Here is a 24,856-nt window from a genome sequence, read left to right as displayed (position 1 = left end):
TTGACTTCAATAATTGTAAATTTAGATTCTATAGAAGAAAAGCATTTATTGTTCACTCAATTAAAGTCGAAAAATGCATATTTGACAGGTAAATTGTTGTTTACATGCCTTATATTATTACCGATAGTGTTTTGTGCCATTCTTTACCCCATTATTACTATGCGATTTGAATACTGGCCGAGTTTATCAGAAATATTAATCGGTTTATATTTACATTTAGTAATAACAATCGTCGGTATCATACTTACAACACTTATAAATTCTATTCCTACGTTATCAAATAAGTTTATTTGGTTGCTTATTGTATTGATTTTTTTAATTTCAATTTTAAAAGTAACAATCATTTAAGCTATTCCTGTTTTAAAATTTATATTATGGATATTTCCACCAATTAGTGAATTATTAATGCTGTTAAATCAATCTTCTAATAAAATATTTGATTCAGCATTTCTTATAACTAACGTGTGGCTAATTATATATATCACCATAGCAACAACACTTTATTATATTTTTAACAAAATTGAATATCATTCCTAATTAATGCTAACTATGGCTCACACATTTTACGAAGTACTGTTGTCGAGACTCCTGAGGGAAAAAGAGGAGCGTCGAGACCGTGGCTCAACTTGGCAGTAGCTGTCTGAGATGAAGATGCACTCGAGTCTCACTTTCTTCACTTCTAGTCAACTTTGCCGGGGTGGGACTATGAAATCTTAGAAATCACATTAGATTACGTCGTCCCGCTCTCTCTTAGGAAATACGAGGCAAAAAGTACGCAGTACAAATAAAATAAAAGACTCGAGGGTGATGATTAACACCACCTTCGAGCCATTTTCTAGGATTAAATTATTTAAGGGTTAGAAATTGTTTAGGATTAAATTGGGATCCATGTCCCAGGATAATTATTTTAGGAGAATGTTTTAAAACTTTATTATAGAACTACACGATTAAATACAGTATTGTTGGCGAGCCTTTTGAGGGAGTATTAGACGAAGGGATGAGACCTGGAAGTAGTGGACTGAAAAGAAAATGTGTTTGAACTGCATTATCTTCATTTCTAGTCTACATTGTCCAGGCGGAGCACCGAAATCTTAAAAATTTTATCAAATCTCGTTCTCCTGTTCCCTCTAGAAAAGCAAAGCCAAACAATACACAGTGTTTAATCAACATCATATTGACTTATCTTACATTGTTTTGTTATTTCATGCTGCCGTGAATCGTTTTAATATTATGTTTCATCATGTTGTAGTATGAATCACCATCTGTACCTTTTTTACCTATAGAGTCTGTATACACCTCCCCATAAATAGATTTATTTGTTTCTTCCGCTAAATTGTTCATAGCTTTTTTATCCACGCTAGTTTCAACTAACAGATGTTTAAGATGATTGTCTTTAACAAATTTCACAGCTTGTTTCATTTGCTCAGGAGTACCTTGTTTTTCTGTGTTAATTTCCCAAATATAGCCAGGTTTAATATCATAAGCTTTTGAGAAGTACTTGAACGCACCTTCACTTGTGATAATTGCACGTTCTCGATCAGGAATGTCTTTGAATGCATCTTTACTGTCATTGTTTAACTTTTTCAGTTTAGCGAGATAAGCATCACCTCGTTTCTTGTAATCCGCTTTATGCTTAGGATCAGCTTTAATCAATTGTGATTGAATATTCTTCACATATTGAATACCGTTATCTAAGCTTAACCAAGCATGCGGATCAATCTTGTCATTGTTGCCAGTTTCACCATTTAAGTAAATCGGTTTTACATCTTTAGACACCGCGAACACTGACTCGTCTTTCATCGACTTATCAGCTTGATCTAAAGCTTTATTAAACCAACCATTACCTGTTTCTAAATTGAAACCATTATAGAGAACAAGGTCGGCATCTGTTAGTTGTTTAATATCTTTTGGTTTCACTTCATATTCGTGAGGATCTTGGCCGACAGGGACGATACTATGGACATTGACATCATCGCCAGCCACATTTTTCACCATGTCATAAATAATAGAATTGGTTGCCACGACATTTAATTTCTTACCATTATCTGAATGGTCCTTACTTGAATTTGAGTCACATGCCGCTAAGACAAGTAGCAGTGCAACTAATATTGGAATTAACTTTTTCATGTTGTACGTACTCCTCTATGTTTTATTTTTAATTTTGTGAAAAGAAGGGTCAAAATATAAATGCTAAATGTCGCGATGACAATTGTGGCACCGCTTGGAATATTGTAGATAAAGCTGAAATAAAGTCCGATAATCGAACTAATAACACTAATCATGCTCGCTACAATCATCATTGAATATAAATGTTTCGTTATTAAAAATGCGGTCGATGCAGGAGTTACAAGTAAGGCTACGACTAGGATAATACCAACCGTTTGAATACTTGCTACTGTCACCAATGCTAGTAATAACATCACAAAGTAATGAATCAATGTTGTGTTTAAGCCACTGACGCGACTAAATGTTGCATCAAACGTAGAAATCATTAATGGACGATAAAGTACAATAATTAACAACATCACGATGATGCCGATAACAATCGTCGACCAAAACGTCTGATGGGTAATAGCTAGTAAATTACCAAATAAAATATGGTATAAATCCGTCGTGCTATTGATTAAACTAATCAAGATAACACCACTCGCTAGAAAGGCCGTAAAGCTAATACCAATTGCTGCATCTGGCTTTGTCTTACTATTATTTGAAATAAAACCGATAAGCAAACTGGCTATCATTCCAGTTACCATGGCCCCAATAAACATAGGAATGCCCAACCAGAATGAAATAGCTACACCAGGTAAGACTGCGTGACTCATCGCGTCTCCCATTAAAGATAAGCCTCGTAAGATAATCAGACTTCCTACTGTGCCACAGACAATACCGACAACTATAGAAGTGATTAGCGCACGATTTAAGAACTGATAATCAAATAAATGTTGAAAAAAATCATTCATAACATGGTTCAGTCCTTTCATTGGTCACGGGCTTAATATTGAATGAGAATGTACGATTTAAATTGCTCGGTTGCATTGCCTCTGTGCTCGGACCAAAGAAGCGTAATGTTCGATTAAGCAATATAATACGGTCGAAATAGGACTCAGCTTTTGATAAATCATGATGAACAATCAACACTAATTTACCTTGTGCTTTCAGGTTCTTAATTTTGTCCATAATTAATGATTCACTACTAAAATCGATGCCTACAAACGGTTCATCTAATAGATAGACCTTACTGTCCGACATCAAAGCACGTGCCACTAAGACACGTTGTAACTGACCACCACTTAGTTCTGATAGTTGCTTATACTGTAGATGATCTAATTCTAATTCTTTTAATAATTGGTGGAATTTCATTTTTGAAAAGTGATCGACACGTTTGAACCAACCAATTGTTTTATAACATCCCGACAAGATGACCTTTTCAACATTAATTGGAAAGTCCAAATCTAAATGTGCCTTTTGCGGAATATAAGTAATATATTCTAACTGCTTATGTATAGGTTTCCCGTATAGCGTCATCTCTCCTGAAGCATTAAAGTCTCCGATTAAACTTTTTAACAAAGAAGATTTACCAGCGCCATTTGGACCCATAATACCTATTACTTCCCCAGCAATAGGTAACGATAAATTGATATCTTGAAGTACATGTTTATGACTTAAATATAAATTTACATTGCTTATCGATAACAAATAACAACCTCCTAACGTAAAGTTTAGGTTAACCTAATTTATTTAATCATACAATGCTAAATTTTAATGTGTCAAGAGGATTAATGTTTGGTTGGAATATAAAAATACGTGTAAAGTAGTGCTAGCGTGTGGTTGAGTGACGTTGACAATTTTAAATATAACTGTAAAATACAAAACGTAATTATTACGATTTAAAAGAAAGGTATGATTTTATGGGCAAAATTCCAGTAACTGTATTAAGTGGTTATCTTGGTTCTGGTAAAACGACGTTACTGAATCACATTTTAAATAATCGCAACGGGCGACGTATTGCGGTCATTGTGAACGACATGAGTGAGGTTAATATTGATAAAGATTTAGTTGCAGATGGTGGGGGACTATCTAGGACTGATGAGAAGTTAGTCGAATTATCAAATGGTTGTATCTGTTGTACATTGCGAGATGATTTACTTAAAGAAGTTGAACGCTTGGTACAACGAGGCAATATTGATTACATTGTCATTGAATCTACAGGTATCTCTGAACCAGTGCCAGTAGCGCAAACATTCTCTTATATTGATGAGGAAATGGGCATTGATTTAACATCAACATGCCGATTAGATACGATGGTGACAGTCGTCGATGCCAATCGTTTCATCAATGATATTAACTCCGAAGATTTATTAGTCGACCGTGATGAAGGTGCCGACCAAACTGATGAAAGAACTATCGCGGATTTATTAATCGATCAAGTAGAGTTTTGTGATGTATTAGTACTCAATAAAACAGATTTAGTAACTGAAGAAGAATTAGCTCGTCTTGAAAATGTACTCAAGAAATTGCAACCTGAAGCTAAATTAATCAAAACAACTAATTCACAAGTAGATTTAGCGGATGTATTAAACACAGGACGTTTTAATTTTGAAAAAGCAAGTAATTCTGCCGGTTGGATTAAAGAACTTACAGAAGGTGGACATGCCACACATACGCCTGAAACAGAAGAATACGGCATCAGTTCATTTGTTTACGCAAGAAGGTTACCGTTTCACGCGAAACGTTTTAATGCTTGGTTAGAGAATTTACCTGAAAATGTAGTAAGAACAAAAGGAATTGTATGGCTAGCGCAATACAATGAAGTGGCATGTTTATTATCACAAGCGGGCTCATCATGTAATATTAGTCCAGTCACATACTGGGTAGCAGCCATGGCACCTGACCAACGCGAACAAATACTCCAACAACGCCCAGATGTTGCTCAAACATGGGATATTGAATATGGCGATAGAAATACACAATTTGTAATTATTGGAACAGATTTAGATCGCGATAAAATTGAAAAAGAATTAGACCAATGCTTGATTAATAGCGAAGAAATCCAACAAGACTGGAACGACTTAGAAGATCCATATCAATGGAAGATTACTAAAGCGACAAATTAATACTAACAAGCAATAAGTAAATGAAACAGTTTGAGATCTCACCCCTCGTCTCAAACTGTTTTTTGTACATTATTGGCAGTAGTTGTCTGAAATGAAGATGCGTTCAAGCCTCACTTTCTTCATTTCTAGCCAACCTTGCCGGGGTGGGACGACGAAATCTTAGAAATTTCATTAGATTTCTGTCCCACTCCCCCACAGGCGTGTCGCAATCAATACTTTGCCTTATTCAATAGATGTAATAGTATAACTTCGTGTTAATACAATAACTTGAATTAAATTTGTGATTTTAAACTATACATAAAATTAATTGTTAAAGTATAAAACCTTATAAGTAGTTGAATAACATACAATATTTTATTAATTTGTGTTAGTAAAATTCACATTCCCTTACGTAGTATTGGTATAAAACACATAATTAAAATATCGATACTAACATAGATGCAAAAGTAATTTTTTATAAATTTATTGAATATTTCGAACAAATGAACAATAAAATTTTGTATAATAGCTAGTAAATACACAATTAGGAGAAACAGGACATATGATGAAACACAAACTCACAATCAAAGAAAATATCTTTATTGGTTCTATGTTGTTTGGATTGTTCTTTGGAGCAGGAAACTTAATCTTCCCAATTCATCTTGGACAAACGGCTGGTTCCAACGTACTACTCGCCAATCTTGGATTCTTAATCACCGCGATTGGCCTACCATTCTTAGGTATCATAGCCATTGGTGTATCCAAGACAAATGGCATCTTTGAAATCTCTTCAAGAGTAAGTAAAATTTACGCCTATTTATTCACAATCGCGTTATATCTCGTCATTGGACCATTCTTTGCTTTACCAAGACTTACGACAACATCATATGAAATTGCATTTTCACCTTTCATATCACCAGGTACCGGTAAAGTTATACTTCCAATATTTAGTATCTTATTCTTCTTAGTTGCATGGTTCTTTTCAAAAAGACCTTCGAAAATATTAGATTACATAGGTAAATTCTTAAATCCCGTATTCTTAGTATTACTAGGCATCGTCGTGCTATTAGCATTTATTCGACCAATGGGTGGCATTGGTAATGCGCCAGTTAGCCCAGACTATAGCAATAGCGTATTACTTAAAGGATTTATCGATGGTTATAATACATTGGATGCCTTAGCATCACTCGCATTCGGCGTTATTATTGTGACAACAATTAAGAAACTTGGTATCACAAGGCCGAATGATATTGCGAAAGAAACATTTAAATCAGGTACGATTAGTATCGTCGGCATGGGTATTATTTATACACTATTAGCCGTGATGGGTACAATGAGTTTAGGCCACTTTAAAGTCAGTGAAAATGGTGGTATCGCACTTGCACAAATTGCTCAACATTACTTAGGTGATTACGGTATTATCATCTTGTCACTTATTATTATCGTGGCATGTTTAAAAACGGCAATTGGGTTGATTACGGCATTTTCAGAAACATTTACAGAACTCTTCCCGAAAATGAATTACCTATGGCTAGCTACTGGAGCCAGCGTGTTAGCATGTATCTTCGCTAACGTCGGTTTAACAAAAATTATTATGTATTCAACGCCAGTACTTATGTTCATCTATCCATTAGCGATTACGTTAATTTTATTAACGCTTGCAAGTCCATTATTTAATCATTCAACGATCGTATATCGCTTTACCACATTCTTTACGGTATTTGCAGCGTTCTTCGATGGTGTGAAAGCAAGCCCAGAATCTTTTGCGAAGACAGGATTTGCTCAATCATTAGTTGGATTTGCAGAAAAGTATTTACCATTCTATACAATCGGTATGGGTTGGATAGTGCCGGCAATTATCGGTTTTGTTATTGGTTTCATCGTATATAAACTACGTTCAAATAAAACCACGCAAACTAAATAATATTATTCATTGTAACGAACAGCCTGAAATATAAATATCTTAGACTAAAAGAAAAATGATAATTTCTATTGAAACGAGATAGGAATTATCATTTTTTTATGTCTTAAATTAATTTTCTTGCGAAAGCGTCTTATTTTTAAATGGTTTAATACGATATCTTTGAAATTTGGCAGTAGTTATCGATACTTCAATTGCACTTTCAGATTTAGATTCCACTGTTTTTTTAGGGCCACCAAATTTAAATTTTTATTGTGCTTAATGAATTATTATAGTACGATATAAAGCGTAATTATTACGATTTATTTTAGATGAGGAGAATTTTAATGACTAAGAGTTATGAGGTGTGGTGGCAAAAAGGGCAAGAATCAGACGATGATATGGCTCGTGACCATCAAGAAGCATGGGAAAGAACAATTCAAATGTTAGATATAGAAGACATTAAAGATAAAAGAATTTTAGATTTTGGCTGTAATCAGGGAGGATTTTTACGCCAAATGTATGACACAGTACCTTTTGAAGAAGGTGTGGGGATTGATTTAGCACGTGCGTCATTAAAGAAAGCTGAAGAATTAAAAGGCGAGCGCCCACTTACATATGTTTTAACAGATACACCGCAAGACACTCACAAAACATTCCACACTGCAGTAAGCACATCGGTACTTTATTTAATTGAGGACTTACGCCAACACGCAAAAGATTTAAAAGAAGTATTACAACCTAATGGTGTTTATTATGCGACATTTGCAGATCATACTAATAATCCAAGTCGCCAATTTATGAACGACACGATTAATCAATACGGCGCGACGCCATCTCAAAATCATTCTCTTAAAGATATTGTAGATAGCTTTGTAGCAGAAGGGTTTGAAGTGGCAGTCATAAAAGAACCAGTTCCAAATGTTATTGATTTGACGCATTATAGTGATTTTTACTTATCACCGAATGACTATTTGCGCACCCTATTTGAGGAGTCATTTTTAATAAAAGCGAGAGTGAAAGAAGGCGTTAATTTATGAAAAAAAGATTATTAATTACTGTTGCGGCGAGTGCGTCTATTATGTTGGCAGGTTGTGGTAATGGAGATCATCAAAAGGACAACAAAGAAGTAAAAGTCTCATTACCAACCGAGGCTAAAGCTGATAAATTAGATGCACAAGGTTACGATGCGGCGATGCCTGTATATAGTGCAGTGTATGATGCTTTAGTAAGATACGACAAAGATAAAGGCGTCAAAGCAGGGTTAGCCGATAAGTGGTCGGTAGATGACTCAGGAAAAGTATATGAATTTCACTTGAAAAAAGGTGTGAAATTCTCAGACGGTTCACCGTTAAACGCAAAAGCTGTGAAATTCTCTATTGATCGTGCGAAAGCGATGAATAAGGAAACAACAGTTGAGACATTGAAGAAATTAGATAAAGTAGTAGTGAAAGATGATCATACCGTTCAAATTAAACTTAAAACACCATCAAACCAAGTGTTAAATGAATTAACTCAAGTACGACCGTTACGTATTATGAGTCCACACGCGGTTGAAGGTGAAAAAGTGGATGGCAAATTTAAAAAAGCCATTGGTACAGGCGCATTTGTAGTGGATGAACAAGGTAAAGAGAAAACATCATTAAAACCGAACAAACACTTTAATAACGACCATCCCGTTAACTACAATTTAACGTTCCAAACAATTGAAGACGGAGATTCAAGAAACTCAGCAGTTCAAAGTGGTGAGGTGGACGTTTCAGGTGGCGCCTTAGGTATGTTGTCAGAACAACAACTTGAACAAGATAAGAAGAATAAAGACTTAACAATTGAAGATAAACCAAGTACGGTAAGTCATTTTATGGCATTTAACCCTAATAATAAAACATTAAAAAATCACGGCGTACGTGAAGCTATTAGCAAGAGCATTGACACATCACAATTATCTAGTACAGAGATGAAAGGTTTATTCCAAAAGAATGTAGAATTTGTGACTAAGGATAACCAAGAAAAACATGTATTTGATAAGAAACAAGCAGAACAATTATTAAAAGATGAAGGTTACAACAAAAATGACGATGGTATCTTCGAAAAAGATGGCAAACCATTATCATTAAATTTAGCAATACAAACGGCAGAATTCCCAAGTTGGAAAGACAAAGCTGAACAATTACAACGTCAGTTGAAAGAAGCAGGTATTAAATTAAATATTAAAACGTTAGATGCGCAAACATATTACGATACGCTATGGACTAAAAAGGATTACGATCTTATCTTCTATAGAACTTATTCTGACGCGTTAATGCCTTATAATTTCATGAATTCAGTATATAGAAATATGGATAGCAAACCAGGTGTATTAGCTGATGATGAACAACTTACTAAGAAACTTGATGAATTCCCATCAAAAGTTTCAAAAGACGAACAACAACAAGCGTTTGATGAAATCTTCAAACATTTCAATAAACAATATTATGGCGTGCCAATCGCTTATCCAAACGAAACATTTGTCTTGAGCGACAAAGTAAAATCATTTAAATTCTCAGGACTTACTGACGCGCCAATTGATTATAAAACATTGAAAGTTAACGAGTAACCATGATAAAGCGAACACTCAAACTACTTTTATATCTCATAATCAGTTCGTTCATCATCTTCGTTCTAGTAGAAAAGACATCAGGTAACCCGGCTATTCTCTACCTACAACGACATGGCTATACGACGATTACACAAGAGAATATGGAATTAGCACAACATAAACTAGGACTAGGTCGTAATATGTTTCTAAGATATGTTGATTGGGTGGGGCATGCGTTTACTGGAAATCTAGGTTATAGCTTTAGTACAAATGAACCAGTTGTTTCAATGATTATAGAGTCTATTGTTCCAACGATTATCTTAATTATTGCGTCTGCCTGCATTATGTTGCCATTTGGCTATATAATCGGCTACATGATTGGTAATCGCCCTCATAGACGTTACGCCAAAACAATTCGCGGAGTAGCTCAAGTAATGACATCTATGCCTGAATATTGGTTAGCGATTCTCTTAATTTATTATTTTGGCGTTAAATGGCAATTGGTTCCATTTGTTGGAAGTGACTCATGGCAACACTTTTTATTACCTATTGTAACAATTGTGATGATTGAAGGTTGCCACATCTTACTTATGACGGCACATTTAGTAGAACACACATTGGATAATGATGCATATCAGCTTGCATTATTAAGACGATTAAATTTATTTGCGCGTATTCACGTTCAAATTAAAGAGATTTTCGCGCCATTAATGACGGTTTCATTTAATAGTATTATTCACTTATTTGGTAAAGCGGTCATTTTAGAAGTGATCTTCAGTATGTCCGGTATAGGGAAACTTTTAATTACAGCAATTAATCAACGAGATTATCCATTAATTCAAGGTATCGTCGTGATGATTATAGTGTCTATTATGTTAATTAACTATATTGGCGATTTAATTATTTTGAAAAATGAGCCAAGAATACGCAAGCGAGTAGCGCTACGTACTAAACGTGGAAAGAGGAAATCGTTATGAGACAGCAATTAAAATATTATATTGCGGGTAGTCTAACGGTCTGTATCATATTACTAATGTACCTTTATACAAGATTTCAGGGTCAAGATTTAGACGCTCCTTTACAAGCGCCTAGCTTAAAACATTTATTAGGTACTGATCAGTTAGGAAGAGACTTCTTTACTAGACTCTTCCTTGGTACAGGCGTCACACTTGGTTTAACCTTTACCGTTATCATACTTAGCGTAGTAATTGGTTTAACGCTAGGGCTTATAGCGGGTATTGAACGTAAGTGGTTTGATCAACTCTTAATGTTTGTAGCCGATATGTTATTAGCGATTCCGTCATTCATAATTGCTTTAGTCGCATTGAGTTTGATTAGTAATTCGATGCTAGGTCTAATCTATTCACTGACATTAGCGTGGATAGGGCGTTACTTACGTTATTTTAGAAATTTAACAAGAGATATTCAGAAGCGACCGTTTATTACATATGCGGTTCTGAGCGGAAATTCTAAATTGAAAACGACGCTCACGCATACTATCCCACACTTAATTAGTGATATTTTCGCCCTTATCACAGCCGATTTTGGCAAGATTATGCTTAGTATTTCAGGTCTAGCCTTTCTAGGGTTAGGTATAAAACCACCGACACCAGAATTAGGAACGATTTTATTTGATGGGAAAAGTTACTTTAATGGTGCGCCCTGGCTCTTCTTCTTCCCAGGTCTATTGTTAGGAGGTTGCGCGTTAATATGTCAGATTATAAACAGAAAGTTAACACGTTAAACGAGATATTAAATGTACAACAGTTGAGCGTTTTTGAACATAACCGTCAACTTCTACATGAACTGTCGCTACAAGTGGTACAAGGCGCGTTTCATTGCATTATAGGAGAAAGCGGGAGTGGTAAATCATTGTTAACTCGAACGATTCTAGGAATGCGACGCTCTAATCTAACGTATCAAGGGACGATTGATTTTGATTTAACTAAAGCCGATGCCGTATTCCAAGATGTACAAAGTAACATGTTTCAAAATGTAAGATTGGAAAAGCACTTTCAATATTTGCATGAAGTATCGCACTCTGACTTAACTTGGACAGCACAAAAAAGTGAAATTCTTACAATGATGGAGCGCCTTGGGTTAGCAAAAGGTGAGCAGTTATTAAAGCGTTACCCATTTGAATTAAGTGGCGGGATGGCGCAAAGAATCGCTTTTATTATGTCATTAATAAGACGTCCGGACTACTTAATTTTAGATGAACCGACAAGTGCACTAGATCGTGATAATAACCGTAAATTTATGGACTACTTGAGTGAAGTCATGAGAAGACGACAAATGACAGTCATTTTTGTTACGCACGATTTAAATTTAGTAAAAGCCCATGCGACACATATAAGTATTGTAAAAGATGGTAATATTATTGAAACTGGAGAGGCGACTAGAATTTTAGAACATCCTCATCACGCGTATACTGAACAATTAATATCAATCGCTTCTAGGAGACAAGGCTATGCTTCAAGTTAAACAGGTAAATAAGTCTATAGATCAACGACATATTTTAAACGATATTTCATTTGAAATGATGCAATCATGTTTATTAATTTGCGGAGAGAGTGGTTGCGGTAAATCGACGCTTGCTCGTATTATTACAGGTTTGGACAATGATTATACGGGACAGATTTCTTTTGAAGGCAAGTTAAAAGAACAAATACCTCTTAAAACATGGATGAAAGATATACAATACATTCCTCAATATCAAAAAGACACCTTAGATGGGCGAAAGACCGTAAAATATACTTTAATGGAACCGTTAAAGAATTATAATTTCGAGAAGAGTAGTTACCAAACAAGGATTGAGCAGGTGCTTGAACATTGCCAATTACCGCAAAGTATTTTAAATCAGCGTATTGAAACATTAAGTGGCGGTCAATTTCAACGTGTATGGATAGCTAAAGCTTTACTTGTTGAACCTAAAGTATTGATATTAGATGAGGCAACGACTAACTTAGACGTGATTAATGAAGAACTCATTATCCAAATGTTAAAGTCACTTAAAAATATGCAATTAATTATTATTTCTCATGATTCATATGTATTAAATTCTTTTAACGGCCAAATGCTAAATTTAGAAATGAATCTCCACGAGTAGGACGTTGAGTATAATCTATAACTTTAATTGCGAACAATTTAAATTATTTTTAAGGTTTAATAAATTAAAAAATAGGGGATATCGTACTACTTGAACCTTTAATGGAAATTTATAGAGTATAAGGTTATAAATTTGAAAGGGGAATAACTGTATGAATATCTACAAATTATATTATCAACATTACAAAGATATCGTGGATGATAATGTTTTAAAAGTGTTTGTATTAGCTAATAATGAAGATGAAGTAAAACAATTTGCCAAAAAAGCTGCTTATTCAATTGAGAAGATTGAAGAAGTTAGCCAAGAAGAATATGAAGAAGAAAGAAAAAATGGCAATAGTTTCGGTCTCGAACATGCTGATAAATTCTTAGACTAATTTAATATTTTTACTACCCAGCGCCTTACTATTAAGTGAGGTGCTATTTTTAATAATAAGAAAAGGAGAGATTAATAATGACGCGTGATTTTAGTCATATAGAAGCACCTAAGCACTTTCAATACAGAAGTGGAGACACTATTTTAAAACAAAGCTATGATTTTATTTGTGATAATCGTATTTATTTTAGCGAAGAGGTTTATCGTGATTTATCACAACATCCGTATCGTTTATACGTTGATATTCTGTCACCAATAGGCAAGTATGGTTTAGGGTTAGATTTTAATGATGTAGATGCAACCTATAAGCAACATATTGAACCCAAATTACATCATCAACTACTCAATGATACCTTACCTCATATGAATACCACGGCCGAGAATATTGCGATGTGGATTTGGGATGAGTTTGAGTCCCAATTGCCTGAAGGTTGTCAAATGTATAACTTAGAACTCTTTGAGACGGAACGACATGGGGTGAGTCTAAATCGCTCAATCATGAACAATTAATTGTATTATTGGATATATTATAATGACCAATATTATGAGCAAAATTGTATAATAAAGCATTTAAATAATGATATACTAAGGGGAAGGAGGGATTGGATGTTTCTAGCATGGAATGAGATTAAACGTAATAAATTAAAATTTGGCTTAATTATCGGAATACTTGTCTTAATCAGTTATTTATTATTCTTATTATCCGGACTAGCCAATGGTTTAATTAATATGAATACAGAAGGCATTAAAAAATGGAAAGCTGATGCGATTGTCTTAAATAAAGATGCGAATCAAACGGTTCAACAATCAGTATTTAAGACTTCGAAAGCACAAAATACATTTGAAGAGACAGCGCCACTAAAACAAATGGGGGTGATTGCTTCAAATCAAGATAGTGAAGAAAATGCTTTACTCTTTGGTGTGGATGCAAAATCATTCTTAATACCTAAAATAGTAAAAGGTAAGACATTTAGTAAAGATAATGATGTGGTTATCGATCAAACTTTGAAAGATAAAGGTTTTAAAATAGGTGATACGTTGAAATTATCACAATCTGACGAAAAGTTACATATTGTAGGTGTGTCAGAAAGTGCTAAATATAATGCTTCACCAGTCATTTTCGCTAATAATAAAACTATTACGAAGGTTAATCCTGTATTGGCAAAGGATAAAACCAATGCGGTGGTTGTTAGAGATAAAGATTGGAAAGATAAAAAGGTAGATAGTGATTTAGAAGTCGTAGGTATGGATGCATTTGTAGAAAATTTACCAGGCTATAAACCACAAAACTTAACGATGAATTTCATGATTACGTTCTTATTTGTTATATCAGCCACAGTTATAGGTGTATTTTTATATGTAATTACTTTGCAGAAAAAGAACTTATTTGGCGTGTTAAAAGCGCAAGGATTTACAAATGGCTTTCTTATGAAGATGGTCTTAGCTCAGACATTTATTCTTGCATTGATTGGTACCCTCATAGGGCTAATTCTGACATTGCTTACAAGCCTCGTGTTACCGGAAGCTGTACCTGTTCAATTTGATATCGTTACTCTACTTATCTTTGGCCTCGTGCTAATTCTAACGTCACTGGTCGGTAGTTTATTCTCGGTATTATCAATTCGTAAGATAGATCCACTTAAGGCAATAGGATAGGAGGTGCCACAATGTTAAAATTTGAGAATGTAACTAAAGAATTCCAAGATGGAAATCATATTATAGAAGCGGTTAAATCAACCTCTCTAAGTTTTAATAAGGGAGAACTTATAGCTATTGTTGGCCCTTCTGGTTCTGGGAAAAGTACTTTCCTAACAATGGCAGGGGCTTTACAAACGCCGACATCTGGAGAGATATTTATCAATGAGAAGAATATTTCTAAGCTAAACCAAAAACAATTAGCCGATATGAGAATGAAAGAAATTGGATTTATTTTACAAGCTACTAATTTAGTGCCATTTTTAACAATCAAACAACAATTTCATCTATTGAAAAGTTATAAAAAAGATGTGTTAAGTAGTGAAGAATATAATAAATTATTGGAAGATTTAGGCTTAAAAGACTTAGAAAATAAATTACCTTCTGAAGTGTCTGGAGGTCAAAAACAACGTGTCGCGATTGCGAAAGCGATTTATACACAACCTTCAATTATTTTAGCCGATGAGCCTACTGCTTCATTAGATACCGAAAATGCGATGGCCGTAATGGAAATTTTAAAAGAACAATCTAAACAACGAGATAAAACATGTATTATTGTGACTCGCGATAAGCGATTAACACAGTTTTGCGATAAAGTCTTTCATATGGAAGACGGCCGTTTAACTGAAAAATAGAAGTAATTGAATAAAAAAACAAGTCCCTTCTAAGTAACCATGAAATGAGTGATTACTTAGAAGGGACTTATTATATTTAGGATTAATTTATTCACTTTCCATTTGGACTTCCGCTTTTTCAGATTCTTTTCTATAACGTTGGTACATAAGTACTAATACGGCTCCCCAAACAGGTGCGAATAGTACTGCGTAACGTGTACTACTACTAATTAATAAAATGACAAAGATAAATGCAAAGAAAGCAAGAATGGCATATGCCATGTATTTACCACCTGGCATTTTAAATTTACTTTCTTTATGTAGTTCAGGATTTCTTTTCACAAAGCCTAAATACGCAAAGATAATGCATGTCCAAATCATAATATTTAGCACTGTTGAGAAGGTTGTTATTTGTACGAATACTTTTGTTGCATCTTTAAATATAGCGTTAAGTATTACTGAAATACTTAGTAAACCACATGTCACTAAGATGGCATAGTAAGGTACACCATGTTTATTTGTTTTATGGAAAAATGGTGGTCCTTGTTTACGTCCGGCTAAACCGAATAATGTACGACTGTTCGCAAAGATACCACTATTACATGATGACGCTGCTGCAGTTAATACTACAAAGTTAATGATACCTGCCGCAAACGGAATACCGACTAAGCCGAATAACTTAACATATGGACTCTCTTCAGGATTTAACTTATCCCATGGTACGACCGACATAATAATGGCTAAAGAACCAATATAGAAAATCAAAATTCGGAATGGTACGTTATTAATTGCTTGAGGAATCGTTTTATGTGGATTCTTCGTTTCCCCAGCAGTAATACCAATAAGCTCGATACCTATAAATGAGAAAATAGCCATTTGGAATGACATGAAGAACCCTGACGCTCCGTTAGGGAAGAAGCCTCCATTTCCCCAAATATTACCGACACTTGCTGGTCCGTAAGGTGTCTTCATTGCAAAGACAATCATCACGATACCAACCACGATTAAAGCTAAAATGGTTGTTACTTTAATAATAGATAGCCAGAATTCAAGTTCTCCAAATAATTTGGCACTGAATAAGTTCATTGTCACTAACACAATAATTGTAAAAGCGGCTGTAATCCAGTTTGGCATTGCTGGATACCAATATTCCACATATTTAGCAACGGCTGTAACTTCGGCCATCCCTGATATAATCCAGGTTAACCAATAAGTCCAACCGACCATAAACCCTGCCATAGGTCCTATGTGATGATGTGCAATATCCCCAAATGATTTAAAACCTAAATTTGATAGTAAAATTTCGCCCATAGCCCGCATAAACATAAATAATACGAAACCAACGATGATATATGTAAGTAATATCGATGGCCCTGCTAAATGAACTGAAGCACCGGCCCCTAGGAAAAGTCCTGTACCAATCGCGCCACCAATCGCAATAAGTTGTATATGCCTATTGCTTAATTCTCTTTGCAGTTTATCTGCCATAATTTTCTTCCCCTTCGTGAGTATACACATGACTGAAAATTATAACTGAAATGTTTATACTCTTCGTTATATCATAAATAACTACTCTAAGTTTTGAATTATTTATTTTGACAAAATTTATAATACCCCATTTAATTGTTTTTAATCATGAATTAATTAATCTGATTACTTTAATCGAGAATCAATTTAATTATTTTCACAAGTATAAGACCAATCTTTATCTTCTAAACGATGTTCTATCGCTTCAATACGTTTAGTAATAAGTGTTTGTTCAGATTTTAAAACTTCTAAATGAGTTTTTAGAATGTCAGCCACGGTGGTTTGATTAGATGAGAGTTGATGCATGTATTGCTTTATTTCTTTAAGTGGCATATTAAGTAATGTGAAACATTGAATGAGGCTAATAAGTTCAATATCTTTCTCGCTATAAATACGTTTATTATTAGTATCGCGTTGGATATTAGTTAATATATCGTGCTTTTCATAGTAACGTAATTTACTTTTAGAAATCTTACAACGCTCGGAAACATCTTGGATATAATATGTAGTCATGTAAGCATATCCTTTCTCTTAAACTATGGTTTAACTGATAATCTATTCTACATAAAATAAAGCTAGAGATAAATGAAAATATAAAAATGAGAAAGTAGGCTTAATGATGAATGATTTTAACGAAATTTTAGAAGGACGTAAATCTGTAAAAGGATTTGACCCAGATTATAAAATTCCACATGAAGAAATGAATGAGATGATTGCGAAAGCGACGAAGGCACCGTCTTCAGTCAATATGCAACCATGGCGCTTTGTAGTAGTAGAAAGTGATGAAGCGAAAGCGAAATTACGTCCATTAATTCAGTTCAATACTAATCAGAATGATACATCTTCGGCTATGATAGTTATCTTCGGAGACTTACAATGTTATGAAGAAGGCGAATATATCTATGAACAAGCGGTTAAAAATGGTCACATGCCTCAAGAAGTAAAAGAACAAATGTTGCCAATCGTATTAGAGAATTATAAACAGCGCACACGTCAATCTATGAGCGATATCGTCAAAATAGATAGTAGTCTTGCGGCAATGCAATTAATGTTAGTCGCAAAACAACACGGTTATGATACGAATCCAATTGGTGGCTTCGAACATGAAGAAATTGGTAAAGCGTTTGGCTATGACCTAGAACGCTATGTGCCTGTTATGATTGTCGCAATTGGTAAGCAAGCAAAAGAAGCACATACGTCATTTAGAATGCCAGTTGAACGCGTAGTAGATTATCAATAAACACGTGCCAAGCTTTTAATGTTCTTAACAACTAATGCGATGTATTAAATAGGGTATAAATAATAGACTAATCTTTTGGAAAAGGGTGAAATGGTATGGCAAAAAATCAATTAGAAACACTTACACTAGTAGAAGAAGGGATATACCAAACTTCTACTTCTGTACTTCCGTTCGACCGTAGATATCTCATTAAATCTTTTATTTTAGAACGTCCAGAAGGTAATGTGGTAGTTTACCATTCTCCAGGTCTTAACCAAGCTACAAAGGATATCGACGCATTAGGTGGAGCAACACGAGTGTTAATGAACCATGACTATGAATCACTAGGTGGTAAGCCTACCATAGACTTACCATTCTGGATTCATCAAGACGATGCGCAAGCCATTAGTAATACGGTTAAAGTAGACGGTTACTTTAAAGAACGTGAAATGTTAGCTGATGATCTCGAAGTGATTCCAACACTCGGCCATACACCTGGAACAACAATGTTCTTGTGGAATAATGGTAAACATCGTTATTTATTTACAGGAGATTTCTTATGCGTCGAGAAGGGTGAATGGCGCACCGTGATTTTAGGTTCAAGCGATAGAGAAGCGTCTCTTCAAAGTTTAGAACTGATTCGCGACTTAGACTTCGACGCAATTGTACCGTGGGTTGCTATTAAAGATGAACCTTCCGTCTATTTTGTTGAAAATGAGGACGACAAACGTCAACGTATTCAAGCGATTATCGATCGCGTACGTGATGGTGCTAATACTTAAAGACAGACATTGTTGAGGGAGGTAGAATTCAGATGAATCGTGGAATTAATCATATTGGTTTAACAGTACCAGACATGGAAGAAGCGACAGACTTTTTCAAACGAGGCCTTAATGGCAAGATTGCTTATGATAGTCAAAAGAAATCTGATGAGCCACGTGGCGGTGACTATGTCGAGCACGTTCTTGGTTTGGAAAAGGGCGCAGTGATTATACACAAACGTATGATGGTCTTTGGTAATGGACCAAATATCGAAATGTTCGAGTTCAAAAATACGCACCAAGACCCATCTCAATCATTACAAGACATTGGCTTTACGCATATCTCGTTCTATATAGATGCAGACGATTTTGAACATGTATTGCAACAAGTGACTGAAGCGGGTGGCCAACCTATCTCTAAACCTCATGCGAATACCAAATATGAGGATACGGAAGGCAATCAAACTATCTATGTGAAAAGTCCATGGGGTAGCTTGATAGAACTACAAACTATTCCGAATGGTTATTACTACCCAGAAGACAGTGAAGACCAAGTATTTGTGCCAAAACAGACGGAAAGATAGATGCTAAATAACTACAAATTAACAACAACATTACACATTTGTTATATTAATAAAGTTTATATTTTATTTTCTCAAAATACGGTATACTTCCATTAATAAGATATTTTGTAAAAATAGTAGGGCACTAGTTAGATTAAAAGAGGGGTAACAGTGTTTTAACTTTATTTTATGAGAATATTTTTATGAAAATGGGGTAATTAATTTAAGGACACAATTTCGCAAATATGTCAAATGAAATATAAGGGAGTCATGCGTATGATTGATATACAAGTACAAAAAACACAATTAATAGAAGTTATTGAAGACATTATTCAAGAAAAAGTAAAAGTTAAAAATAGTGATGCATGCGAAGTGTTAGCGACAGAAATTGTAAACGAGTTAGAAGAGTTAAATAGTGAAGAAACTCAAGCTAATAATTTACTTGGTCTCAACAGTGAATTACGTCACGAAGTACATAATCCAAGTATTGCTAAAAAGTTAATTTTAACTTCAATTGAAGACTCGCGTAACGATAAAGAAGCTAATAAAGATATGATTAGTAATTAGTGAAAGGAGCGCCTATTCACTTGTTAACAATCAATTTAATAAACGATCAAAGGTTCGAAATAAGCACCTCCTATTGGAAGAAGTTTGAATATTCTTTCAATTGGAGGTGTTTAAGTATTATAAGAAATAAAAATATCCTTACATGATTGTAGATGAGAATCACGTAAGGACATTTTAGTAGCGGAGGGAGAAGGATTTGAACCAACGCGAGCACGAAGCTCCTACCAACCACAAATGGTTGGCCTCTTAAGCCAGGCTTGAGTACCCCTCCATATATTTAGTTATTATTTTTAACAACAAAATATATATTACTACAAAACCTTTTCTATGTAAACTATTATTATATATAATTTTTTTGCAAAACCGTTATTAATTTAATTATAAGCTAAAGACTGATGTGACAGTAATAAAGCGTATACGGTATCTAAATGTGGTGTATGAACACCATGTTCTTTCGCTTTGCGGTAGATAAAGCCTTGAATCGCTTCGATTTCTAAAGGCTGTTGATTTATTACATCATAATACATACTTGTACCCATAAGATCTGGATAGCCTGCGTAAATATTCATTATTTCGTCGATGATTGTATCAGGGAAGACAATGCCTTCTGCTTGAGCAACTTTATAACCTTCATCTAATAACGCTCTGCATAACGTCTCAACTTCTTTAATTTTTAGGATTTGAGCTGTATTTTTACCAAGTGCAGTAATAGAATTAATACCTAGGTTGACTAGTAGTTTGTACCATATTTTTTCTTCGATATCATCTTCTAAAACTATTTCGATTTTTGTATTATCGAAAAGTTGTTTCAACTTTCTTGTGTGTACATCTTGTTGAAGGTGTAAGCGATAATCACGAAAATGTACTACTTTATTGTCTGATTTCTGAGCACTAATATAAACGACGGCTTGATAAATATGTTTGAATGGTAATTGAGAAAGTAATCCATAACCATTTTGCGCTAAAATAAATATCGTTTCGTTATGACTAAGACGATGAAGTTTTGGAATTAAATCTCTAAGTTGATGGGTCTTTACGGCGATAATGATAGCGTCAAAAGGTGTCTTCATCTCATCAATATTGTACGCTTGAACCGTTTGATTGGCAGGTGTAATGTGCATCTCTTTGTTAGAGCGACCAAGTAAGGTTACATCGGTTAGTGTTTGTTGAAGGGCATGAGCAATCGTCGTACCGACCGCCCCTGGACCGATAATAGCAATTCGCATATAAAACTTTCCTTTCTAAGCATTCTTAAATATAATTATACGTATTATTATCAAATTTTTGGTATAGGAGTTAAATTGAAAATGAAAAATTTAGCAAAATTAGTGGAAATGAAGCAAAGCCAAACGAAGATTTCGATGATTACAGCTTATGATTTTCCGAGTGCAAAGCAAGCACAAGAAGCAAATATAGATATGATTTTAGTGGGTGACTCTCTTGGCATGACAGTATTGGGCTATGAAACAACGGCGCAAGTAACGTTAGACGATATGATTCATCATGGTCAAGCCGTGAGACGTGGCGCAGATGATACTTTCGTTGTTGTCGATTTACCGATTGGCGCTGTGGGAGTTAGTGCTGAACATGATTTACGCAATGCGTTGACATTATACCAACAAACGAACGCCAATGCGTTAAAAGCAGAAGGTGCGCATTTAGTCGATTTTATTAAAAAGTCAACACAAATCGGTATTCCTATTGTGGCACATTTAGGGCTAATGCCACAAAGCGTTGGTGTAATGGGCTATCGTTTACAAGCTGGTACAAAAGATGCCGCTCAACAACTAATCCAAGATGCACACGCGGTTCAAGAAGCTGGCGCAGTGGCTTTAGTGTTAGAAGCGATTCCTAGCGACTTAGCTGGCTTAATCAGTAGCCAATTAGATATTCCGGTCATTGGTATTGGAGCAGGTAAAGATACTGATGGACAAGTCTTGGTCTATCACGACATGTTAAATTACGGTGTTGATCGTCAGGCTAAATTTGTAAAACAGTTTGCTGATTTTTCAATTGGTGTCGATGGTATTAAACAATATGATGAAGAAGTTAAGGCTGGGACTTTCCCATCTGAAGCACACACATATAAGAAAAAGATTTTAGACGAGGTAAATGGCAATGACACAAATCATTAAAACTGTGACAGAGATGCAACGTATTACACATGATTTAAAACGTTCTGGACAAACAATCGGCTTCGTACCAACGATGGGTGCATTACATGAGGGGCATTTAAGCATGATGCGTCGCTCAGTTGAAGAGAATGATGTAACAGTTATTAGCGTCTTTGTTAACCCTTTACAATTTGGTCCTAATGAGGATTTTGATGCTTACCCACGTCAAATTGAACAAGATGTAGCTTTAGTGGAAGATATTAATGTAGATTATGTTTTCCATCCAGACGTTGACGAGATGTATCCAAATGAATTAAGCGTCTCTTTGAAGGTGGGACGTCTAGCTACCGTCTTAGAAGGCGCGCAACGACCAGGACATTTCGACGGTGTAGTTACAGTAGTAAATAAATTATTTAATATTGTTCGCCCTGATAAGGCTTACTTTGGGAAAAAGGATGCCCAACAGCTCGCGATTATTGAAAAAATGGTCGAAGATTTCAATCACCCTATCGATATCGTGGGTATTGATATCGTACGTGAGGCAGACGGATTAGCACGTAGTTCACGTAACGTTTATTTAACGGCAGAAGAACGTCAAGAAGCAGTTCATTTAAATAAAAGTTTAAATATTGCGAAGTCGCTCTATGCAGATGGTGAAAGACGTAGTAATATCATAGTCGGCGCAATCAAAACGTATTTAACAGAACATACAAGTGGCCATATCGATGAAGTCGCTATTTATAGTTATCCTGATTTAGAAGCCGTTTCTGAGATTGAAGGTCAAATTTTTATTTCGTTAGCAGTGAAATTCTCGAAAGCACGTTTAATAGATAATATTATTTTAGGAAGTGGAAGTAAGTAATGATTAGAACAATGATGAACGGTAAGATTCATAGAGCACGCGTCACAGAATCTAACTTAAATTATGTAGGTAGTATTACAATCGACGCAGATATTTTAGATGCGGTTGATATTTTACCGAATGAAAAGGTAGCTATCGTTAACAATAACAATGGTGCGCGTTTTGAAACATATGTTATCGCAGGCGAAAGAGGCAGTGGCAAAATATGTCTTAACGGTGCAGCATCACGTTTAGTCGAAGTTGATGATGTAGTTATTATTATGACATATGTACAAGTAGATGAGCGTGAATTAATTGACCATGCACCAAAAGTAGCAGTGATGAATGAAAAGAATGAAATCATTCAAATGACTAATGAAAAAGAAAATACGATTATACGATAATTGGATAATAATTTGAATTCTAGGATATAAATCCCAAAATAATAGCGTAGAGATGATTCAATCACGAATACTCTACGTTTCTTTTTATTTTGACTAAATAATCATATTACATTTTATTGCGCATTACTCTAGATATAGTATTTACAAAGTATCTTTTTATAAATAGAATAAAAGATAATAAATTTATTTTAAAAAATACATTCTATATAAGGAGTAATGATGAAGAAACTTTTATGGTTAAGTAGTGTGCTTTTACTATTGTTAGCAGCTTGTGGTACTAATGATGCTTCAAAAGATAAGAATTCTAAATCTAACACAGAAAATAAACAAACTAGCGCTCAAAATTCTAACAATAAAGATAAAAAGATAGAAAAAGAGATAGCTAAACTCTCTGAAAAAGAAAGACTTGCGCTTGTTTTTTGTGTAGATGATGTTGATCAATATACATTAACTAAAAATGAAATTCTAACAGGGATATATGAATATAAAATGCCTACTGGAAAACGTAATTACAATTTAGTTGATTTTACGTTAGTGAAATATAAGGATAAGGTTAAAAATGTGCCTAAAAATATGAACTTCTATACTGTTTATCCTAATAAAGGTAATTTCACAACTATCGTAGGGGTGAATAAAGATAAAATTTTTGTTGGCCGTGATCAAGCGACTGAACCAACGTATAAAGCCTTCTTAGAAAAAGGGAAAGAAATTGACTTAAAAGAGGTATACAAACATAACAAAGACAATAAAGCAATGTCTGAGTTAGTAAGTAAGATGAATATTTCAGATAAATTACCAAGTACTAAGGAAGAAAGAGAGAATCCCCTCTCTGATAAAAATTTAGAAAAATCGGGTAGTGTGGGTACGCAATATCGTAATCAAGTTTACAAATTAATCTCTAATTTTGATGATGTTCAAGTAGGTAAAACAGGTTATTTATGGGACAATGTTAAAAATACGAATCATAAAGGAGATTGGAAAGTAAATTATCGTAATAATAATGGTGAAATCTTAGGTACGTATGTCATGGAAGATGGTAAGATGTCTAAGTTAGATGATAAAGGTAAAGTTATTAAAACAGAAAAAAAGTTTGGCTATAAATAAAATAGATATATCAAAATATAGACGTAAAAGTGATTGATTCAATTATAAATCACCTTTACGTCTTTTTTAAATCCATACTGCGCATTGTTTGGCTCGTATTTTCCAAGAGGATGGGTCGAGCCTCTGTCTCGACGCTTATCCTATCCCCCAGGAGTCTCGCCAATAATACGGCATTAGTTGTATGTAATTTTACATTAAAGAATTAAGATACTTCGTATAATTAGATAAGTATTATTAAGCCAAATTAATTAGTGAGTTTCCTTTTTATATTAAAATCTAAATTTCATATAGTTTTTATTTTTAATAAATTTTATATGTGGAAAGGGTTTCAATGTAATTTCAGTGTGATACGATGAAAGAAAGTCGAATAAAGGAGTTATTATATATGAACC

General features: G+C 34.5%; 27 protein-coding genes and 1 tRNA gene. 20 read left to right on the top strand and 8 right to left on the bottom strand.

Annotation, left to right across the window (positions count from 1 at the left end; genetic code table 11):
• Positions 1 to 143: 143 nt before the first annotated feature.
• From CD147_RS12100 to CD147_RS06575, 4 genes are all read right to left on the bottom strand, one after another.
• Positions 144 to 344, bottom strand: coding sequence for a hypothetical protein (locus CD147_RS12100; RefSeq protein WP_107522164.1), 201 nt, complete (start codon positions 342 to 344; stop codon positions 144 to 146).
• An 853-nt stretch (positions 345 to 1,197) separates the two neighbouring features.
• Positions 1,198 to 2,127, bottom strand: a complete 930-nt coding sequence (mntC, locus tag CD147_RS06585; protein WP_103166627.1) for a manganese ABC transporter substrate-binding lipoprotein MntC — start codon at positions 2,125 to 2,127, stop codon at positions 1,198 to 1,200.
• Positions 2,124 to 2,960 carry a metal ABC transporter permease gene (locus CD147_RS06580; RefSeq protein ID WP_103166626.1) on the bottom strand — a complete coding sequence of 279 codons (837 nt, stop codon included), beginning with the start codon at positions 2,958 to 2,960 and terminating at the stop codon, positions 2,124 to 2,126. Before CD147_RS06580 ends, mntC begins: the two co-directional genes overlap by 4 nt.
• The gene (locus CD147_RS06575; RefSeq protein ID WP_103166625.1) at positions 2,953 to 3,696 is read right to left on the bottom strand and encodes a metal ABC transporter ATP-binding protein; all 744 of its coding nucleotides are present in this window, start codon (positions 3,694 to 3,696) and stop codon (positions 2,953 to 2,955) included. The genes CD147_RS06580 and CD147_RS06575 overlap by 8 nt, the downstream gene beginning before the upstream one ends.
• Positions 3,697 to 3,908: 212 nt before the next feature.
• On the opposite strand from CD147_RS06575, the gene CD147_RS06570 reads away from it, so the two are divergent.
• The 12 genes from CD147_RS06570 (at position 3,909) to CD147_RS06515 (ending at position 15,385) form a co-directional block, all read left to right on the top strand.
• Complete coding sequence (locus CD147_RS06570) at positions 3,909 to 5,114, top strand: GTP-binding protein (RefSeq protein WP_103166624.1); 1,206 nt, start codon at positions 3,909 to 3,911, stop codon at positions 5,112 to 5,114.
• 541 nt (positions 5,115 to 5,655) lie between these two features.
• Positions 5,656 to 7,017: a branched-chain amino acid transport system II carrier protein gene (gene brnQ / locus CD147_RS06565; protein ID WP_167409734.1), complete on the top strand. Its 1,362-nt coding sequence runs from the start codon at positions 5,656 to 5,658 to the stop codon at positions 7,015 to 7,017.
• A gap of 323 nt (positions 7,018 to 7,340) precedes the next feature.
• The gene (locus tag CD147_RS06560) at positions 7,341 to 8,033 is read left to right on the top strand and encodes a class I SAM-dependent methyltransferase (protein ID WP_103166623.1); all 693 of its coding nucleotides are present in this window, start codon (positions 7,341 to 7,343) and stop codon (positions 8,031 to 8,033) included.
• Positions 8,030 to 9,589: an ABC transporter substrate-binding protein gene (locus tag CD147_RS06555; protein ID WP_103166622.1), complete on the top strand. Its 1,560-nt coding sequence runs from the start codon at positions 8,030 to 8,032 to the stop codon at positions 9,587 to 9,589. The genes CD147_RS06560 and CD147_RS06555 overlap by 4 nt, the downstream gene beginning before the upstream one ends.
• A gap of 2 nt (positions 9,590 to 9,591) precedes the next feature.
• Complete coding sequence (locus CD147_RS06550) at positions 9,592 to 10,548, top strand: ABC transporter permease (RefSeq protein ID WP_103166621.1); 957 nt, start codon at positions 9,592 to 9,594, stop codon at positions 10,546 to 10,548.
• Between the two features lie 56 nt (positions 10,549 to 10,604).
• Entirely contained in the window at positions 10,605 to 11,315 is a 711-nt protein-coding gene (locus CD147_RS06545; protein ID WP_233643239.1) for an ABC transporter permease, read from the top strand.
• Positions 11,282 to 12,055: an ATP-binding cassette domain-containing protein gene (locus CD147_RS06540; RefSeq protein ID WP_103166619.1), complete on the top strand. Its 774-nt coding sequence runs from the start codon at positions 11,282 to 11,284 to the stop codon at positions 12,053 to 12,055. The genes CD147_RS06545 and CD147_RS06540 overlap by 34 nt, the downstream gene beginning before the upstream one ends.
• Positions 12,042 to 12,680, top strand: a complete 639-nt coding sequence (locus tag CD147_RS06535) for an ABC transporter ATP-binding protein (protein ID WP_103166618.1) — start codon at positions 12,042 to 12,044, stop codon at positions 12,678 to 12,680. Before CD147_RS06540 ends, CD147_RS06535 begins: the two co-directional genes overlap by 14 nt.
• Positions 12,681 to 12,831: 151 nt before the next feature.
• Entirely contained in the window at positions 12,832 to 13,056 is a 225-nt protein-coding gene (locus CD147_RS06530) for a hypothetical protein (protein WP_103166617.1), read from the top strand.
• A 77-nt stretch (positions 13,057 to 13,133) separates the two neighbouring features.
• Positions 13,134 to 13,565 carry a 6-pyruvoyl trahydropterin synthase family protein gene (locus tag CD147_RS06525; protein WP_103166616.1) on the top strand — a complete coding sequence of 144 codons (432 nt, stop codon included), beginning with the start codon at positions 13,134 to 13,136 and terminating at the stop codon, positions 13,563 to 13,565.
• Positions 13,566 to 13,661: 96 nt separating this feature from the next.
• Positions 13,662 to 14,711, top strand: a complete 1,050-nt coding sequence (locus CD147_RS06520) for an ABC transporter permease (protein ID WP_103166615.1) — start codon at positions 13,662 to 13,664, stop codon at positions 14,709 to 14,711.
• A gap of 11 nt (positions 14,712 to 14,722) precedes the next feature.
• Positions 14,723 to 15,385 (top strand): ABC transporter ATP-binding protein, encoded by a 663-nt coding sequence (locus tag CD147_RS06515; RefSeq protein ID WP_103166614.1) that lies wholly within the window; start codon positions 14,723 to 14,725, stop codon positions 15,383 to 15,385.
• A gap of 87 nt (positions 15,386 to 15,472) precedes the next feature.
• Here the strand turns inward: CD147_RS06515 and CD147_RS06510 are convergent, their stop codons facing one another.
• Both CD147_RS06510 and CD147_RS06505 read right to left on the bottom strand, forming a co-directional pair.
• Positions 15,473 to 16,852: an amino acid permease gene (locus CD147_RS06510; RefSeq protein WP_103166613.1), complete on the bottom strand. Its 1,380-nt coding sequence runs from the start codon at positions 16,850 to 16,852 to the stop codon at positions 15,473 to 15,475.
• A 186-nt stretch (positions 16,853 to 17,038) separates the two neighbouring features.
• Positions 17,039 to 17,404, bottom strand: a complete 366-nt coding sequence (locus CD147_RS06505; protein ID WP_103166612.1) for a MerR family transcriptional regulator — start codon at positions 17,402 to 17,404, stop codon at positions 17,039 to 17,041.
• A 106-nt stretch (positions 17,405 to 17,510) separates the two neighbouring features.
• Between CD147_RS06505 and CD147_RS06500 the strand changes: the two genes are divergently transcribed.
• The 4 genes from CD147_RS06500 to CD147_RS06485 all read left to right on the top strand — a co-directional run bounded on the left by CD147_RS06500 (position 17,511) and on the right by CD147_RS06485 (position 20,001).
• Positions 17,511 to 18,131 carry a nitroreductase family protein gene (locus CD147_RS06500; protein ID WP_119527214.1) on the top strand — a complete coding sequence of 207 codons (621 nt, stop codon included), beginning with the start codon at positions 17,511 to 17,513 and terminating at the stop codon, positions 18,129 to 18,131.
• A gap of 95 nt (positions 18,132 to 18,226) precedes the next feature.
• Positions 18,227 to 18,892, top strand: a complete 666-nt coding sequence (locus tag CD147_RS06495; RefSeq protein WP_103166610.1) for an MBL fold metallo-hydrolase — start codon at positions 18,227 to 18,229, stop codon at positions 18,890 to 18,892.
• 32 nt (positions 18,893 to 18,924) lie between these two features.
• Positions 18,925 to 19,455 carry a VOC family protein gene (locus tag CD147_RS06490; protein ID WP_167409735.1) on the top strand — a complete coding sequence of 177 codons (531 nt, stop codon included), beginning with the start codon at positions 18,925 to 18,927 and terminating at the stop codon, positions 19,453 to 19,455.
• Between the two features lie 255 nt (positions 19,456 to 19,710).
• Positions 19,711 to 20,001, top strand: a complete 291-nt coding sequence (locus tag CD147_RS06485; RefSeq protein WP_103166608.1) for a hypothetical protein — start codon at positions 19,711 to 19,713, stop codon at positions 19,999 to 20,001.
• A gap of 181 nt (positions 20,002 to 20,182) precedes the next feature.
• Here the strand turns inward: CD147_RS06485 and CD147_RS12095 are convergent.
• Positions 20,183 to 20,272 (bottom strand) — tRNA-OTHER (locus tag CD147_RS12095).
• Positions 20,273 to 20,375: 103 nt separating this feature from the next.
• The gene (locus tag CD147_RS06480) at positions 20,376 to 21,227 is read right to left on the bottom strand and encodes an oxidoreductase (protein WP_103166607.1); all 852 of its coding nucleotides are present in this window, start codon (positions 21,225 to 21,227) and stop codon (positions 20,376 to 20,378) included.
• A gap of 81 nt (positions 21,228 to 21,308) precedes the next feature.
• On the opposite strand from CD147_RS06480, the gene panB reads away from it, so the two are divergent.
• From panB to CD147_RS06460, 4 genes are all read left to right on the top strand, one after another.
• Positions 21,309 to 22,136, top strand: coding sequence for a 3-methyl-2-oxobutanoate hydroxymethyltransferase (gene panB, locus CD147_RS06475; RefSeq protein WP_103166606.1), 828 nt, complete (start codon positions 21,309 to 21,311; stop codon positions 22,134 to 22,136).
• A complete protein-coding gene (gene panC, locus CD147_RS06470; protein WP_103166605.1) occupies positions 22,120 to 22,977 on the top strand; it encodes a pantoate--beta-alanine ligase in 858 nt (285 codons plus the stop codon). The genes panB and panC overlap by 17 nt, the downstream gene beginning before the upstream one ends.
• Complete coding sequence (panD, locus tag CD147_RS06465; protein ID WP_103166604.1) at positions 22,977 to 23,360, top strand: aspartate 1-decarboxylase; 384 nt, start codon at positions 22,977 to 22,979, stop codon at positions 23,358 to 23,360. Before panC ends, panD begins: the two co-directional genes overlap by 1 nt.
• A gap of 219 nt (positions 23,361 to 23,579) precedes the next feature.
• On the top strand, positions 23,580 to 24,464 hold the full coding sequence (locus tag CD147_RS06460) for a hypothetical protein (protein ID WP_103166603.1): 885 nt from the start codon (positions 23,580 to 23,582) through the stop codon (positions 24,462 to 24,464).
• Positions 24,465 to 24,856 lie beyond the last annotated feature (392 nt).

This window comes from Staphylococcus devriesei (assembly GCF_002902625.1).
In the GTDB taxonomy this organism is placed as follows: Bacteria; Bacillota; Bacilli; order Staphylococcales; family Staphylococcaceae; genus Staphylococcus; species Staphylococcus devriesei.
The sequence above is the reverse complement of the archived record's forward strand: the minus strand, read 5'-3'. Positions and strand labels throughout refer to the sequence as shown.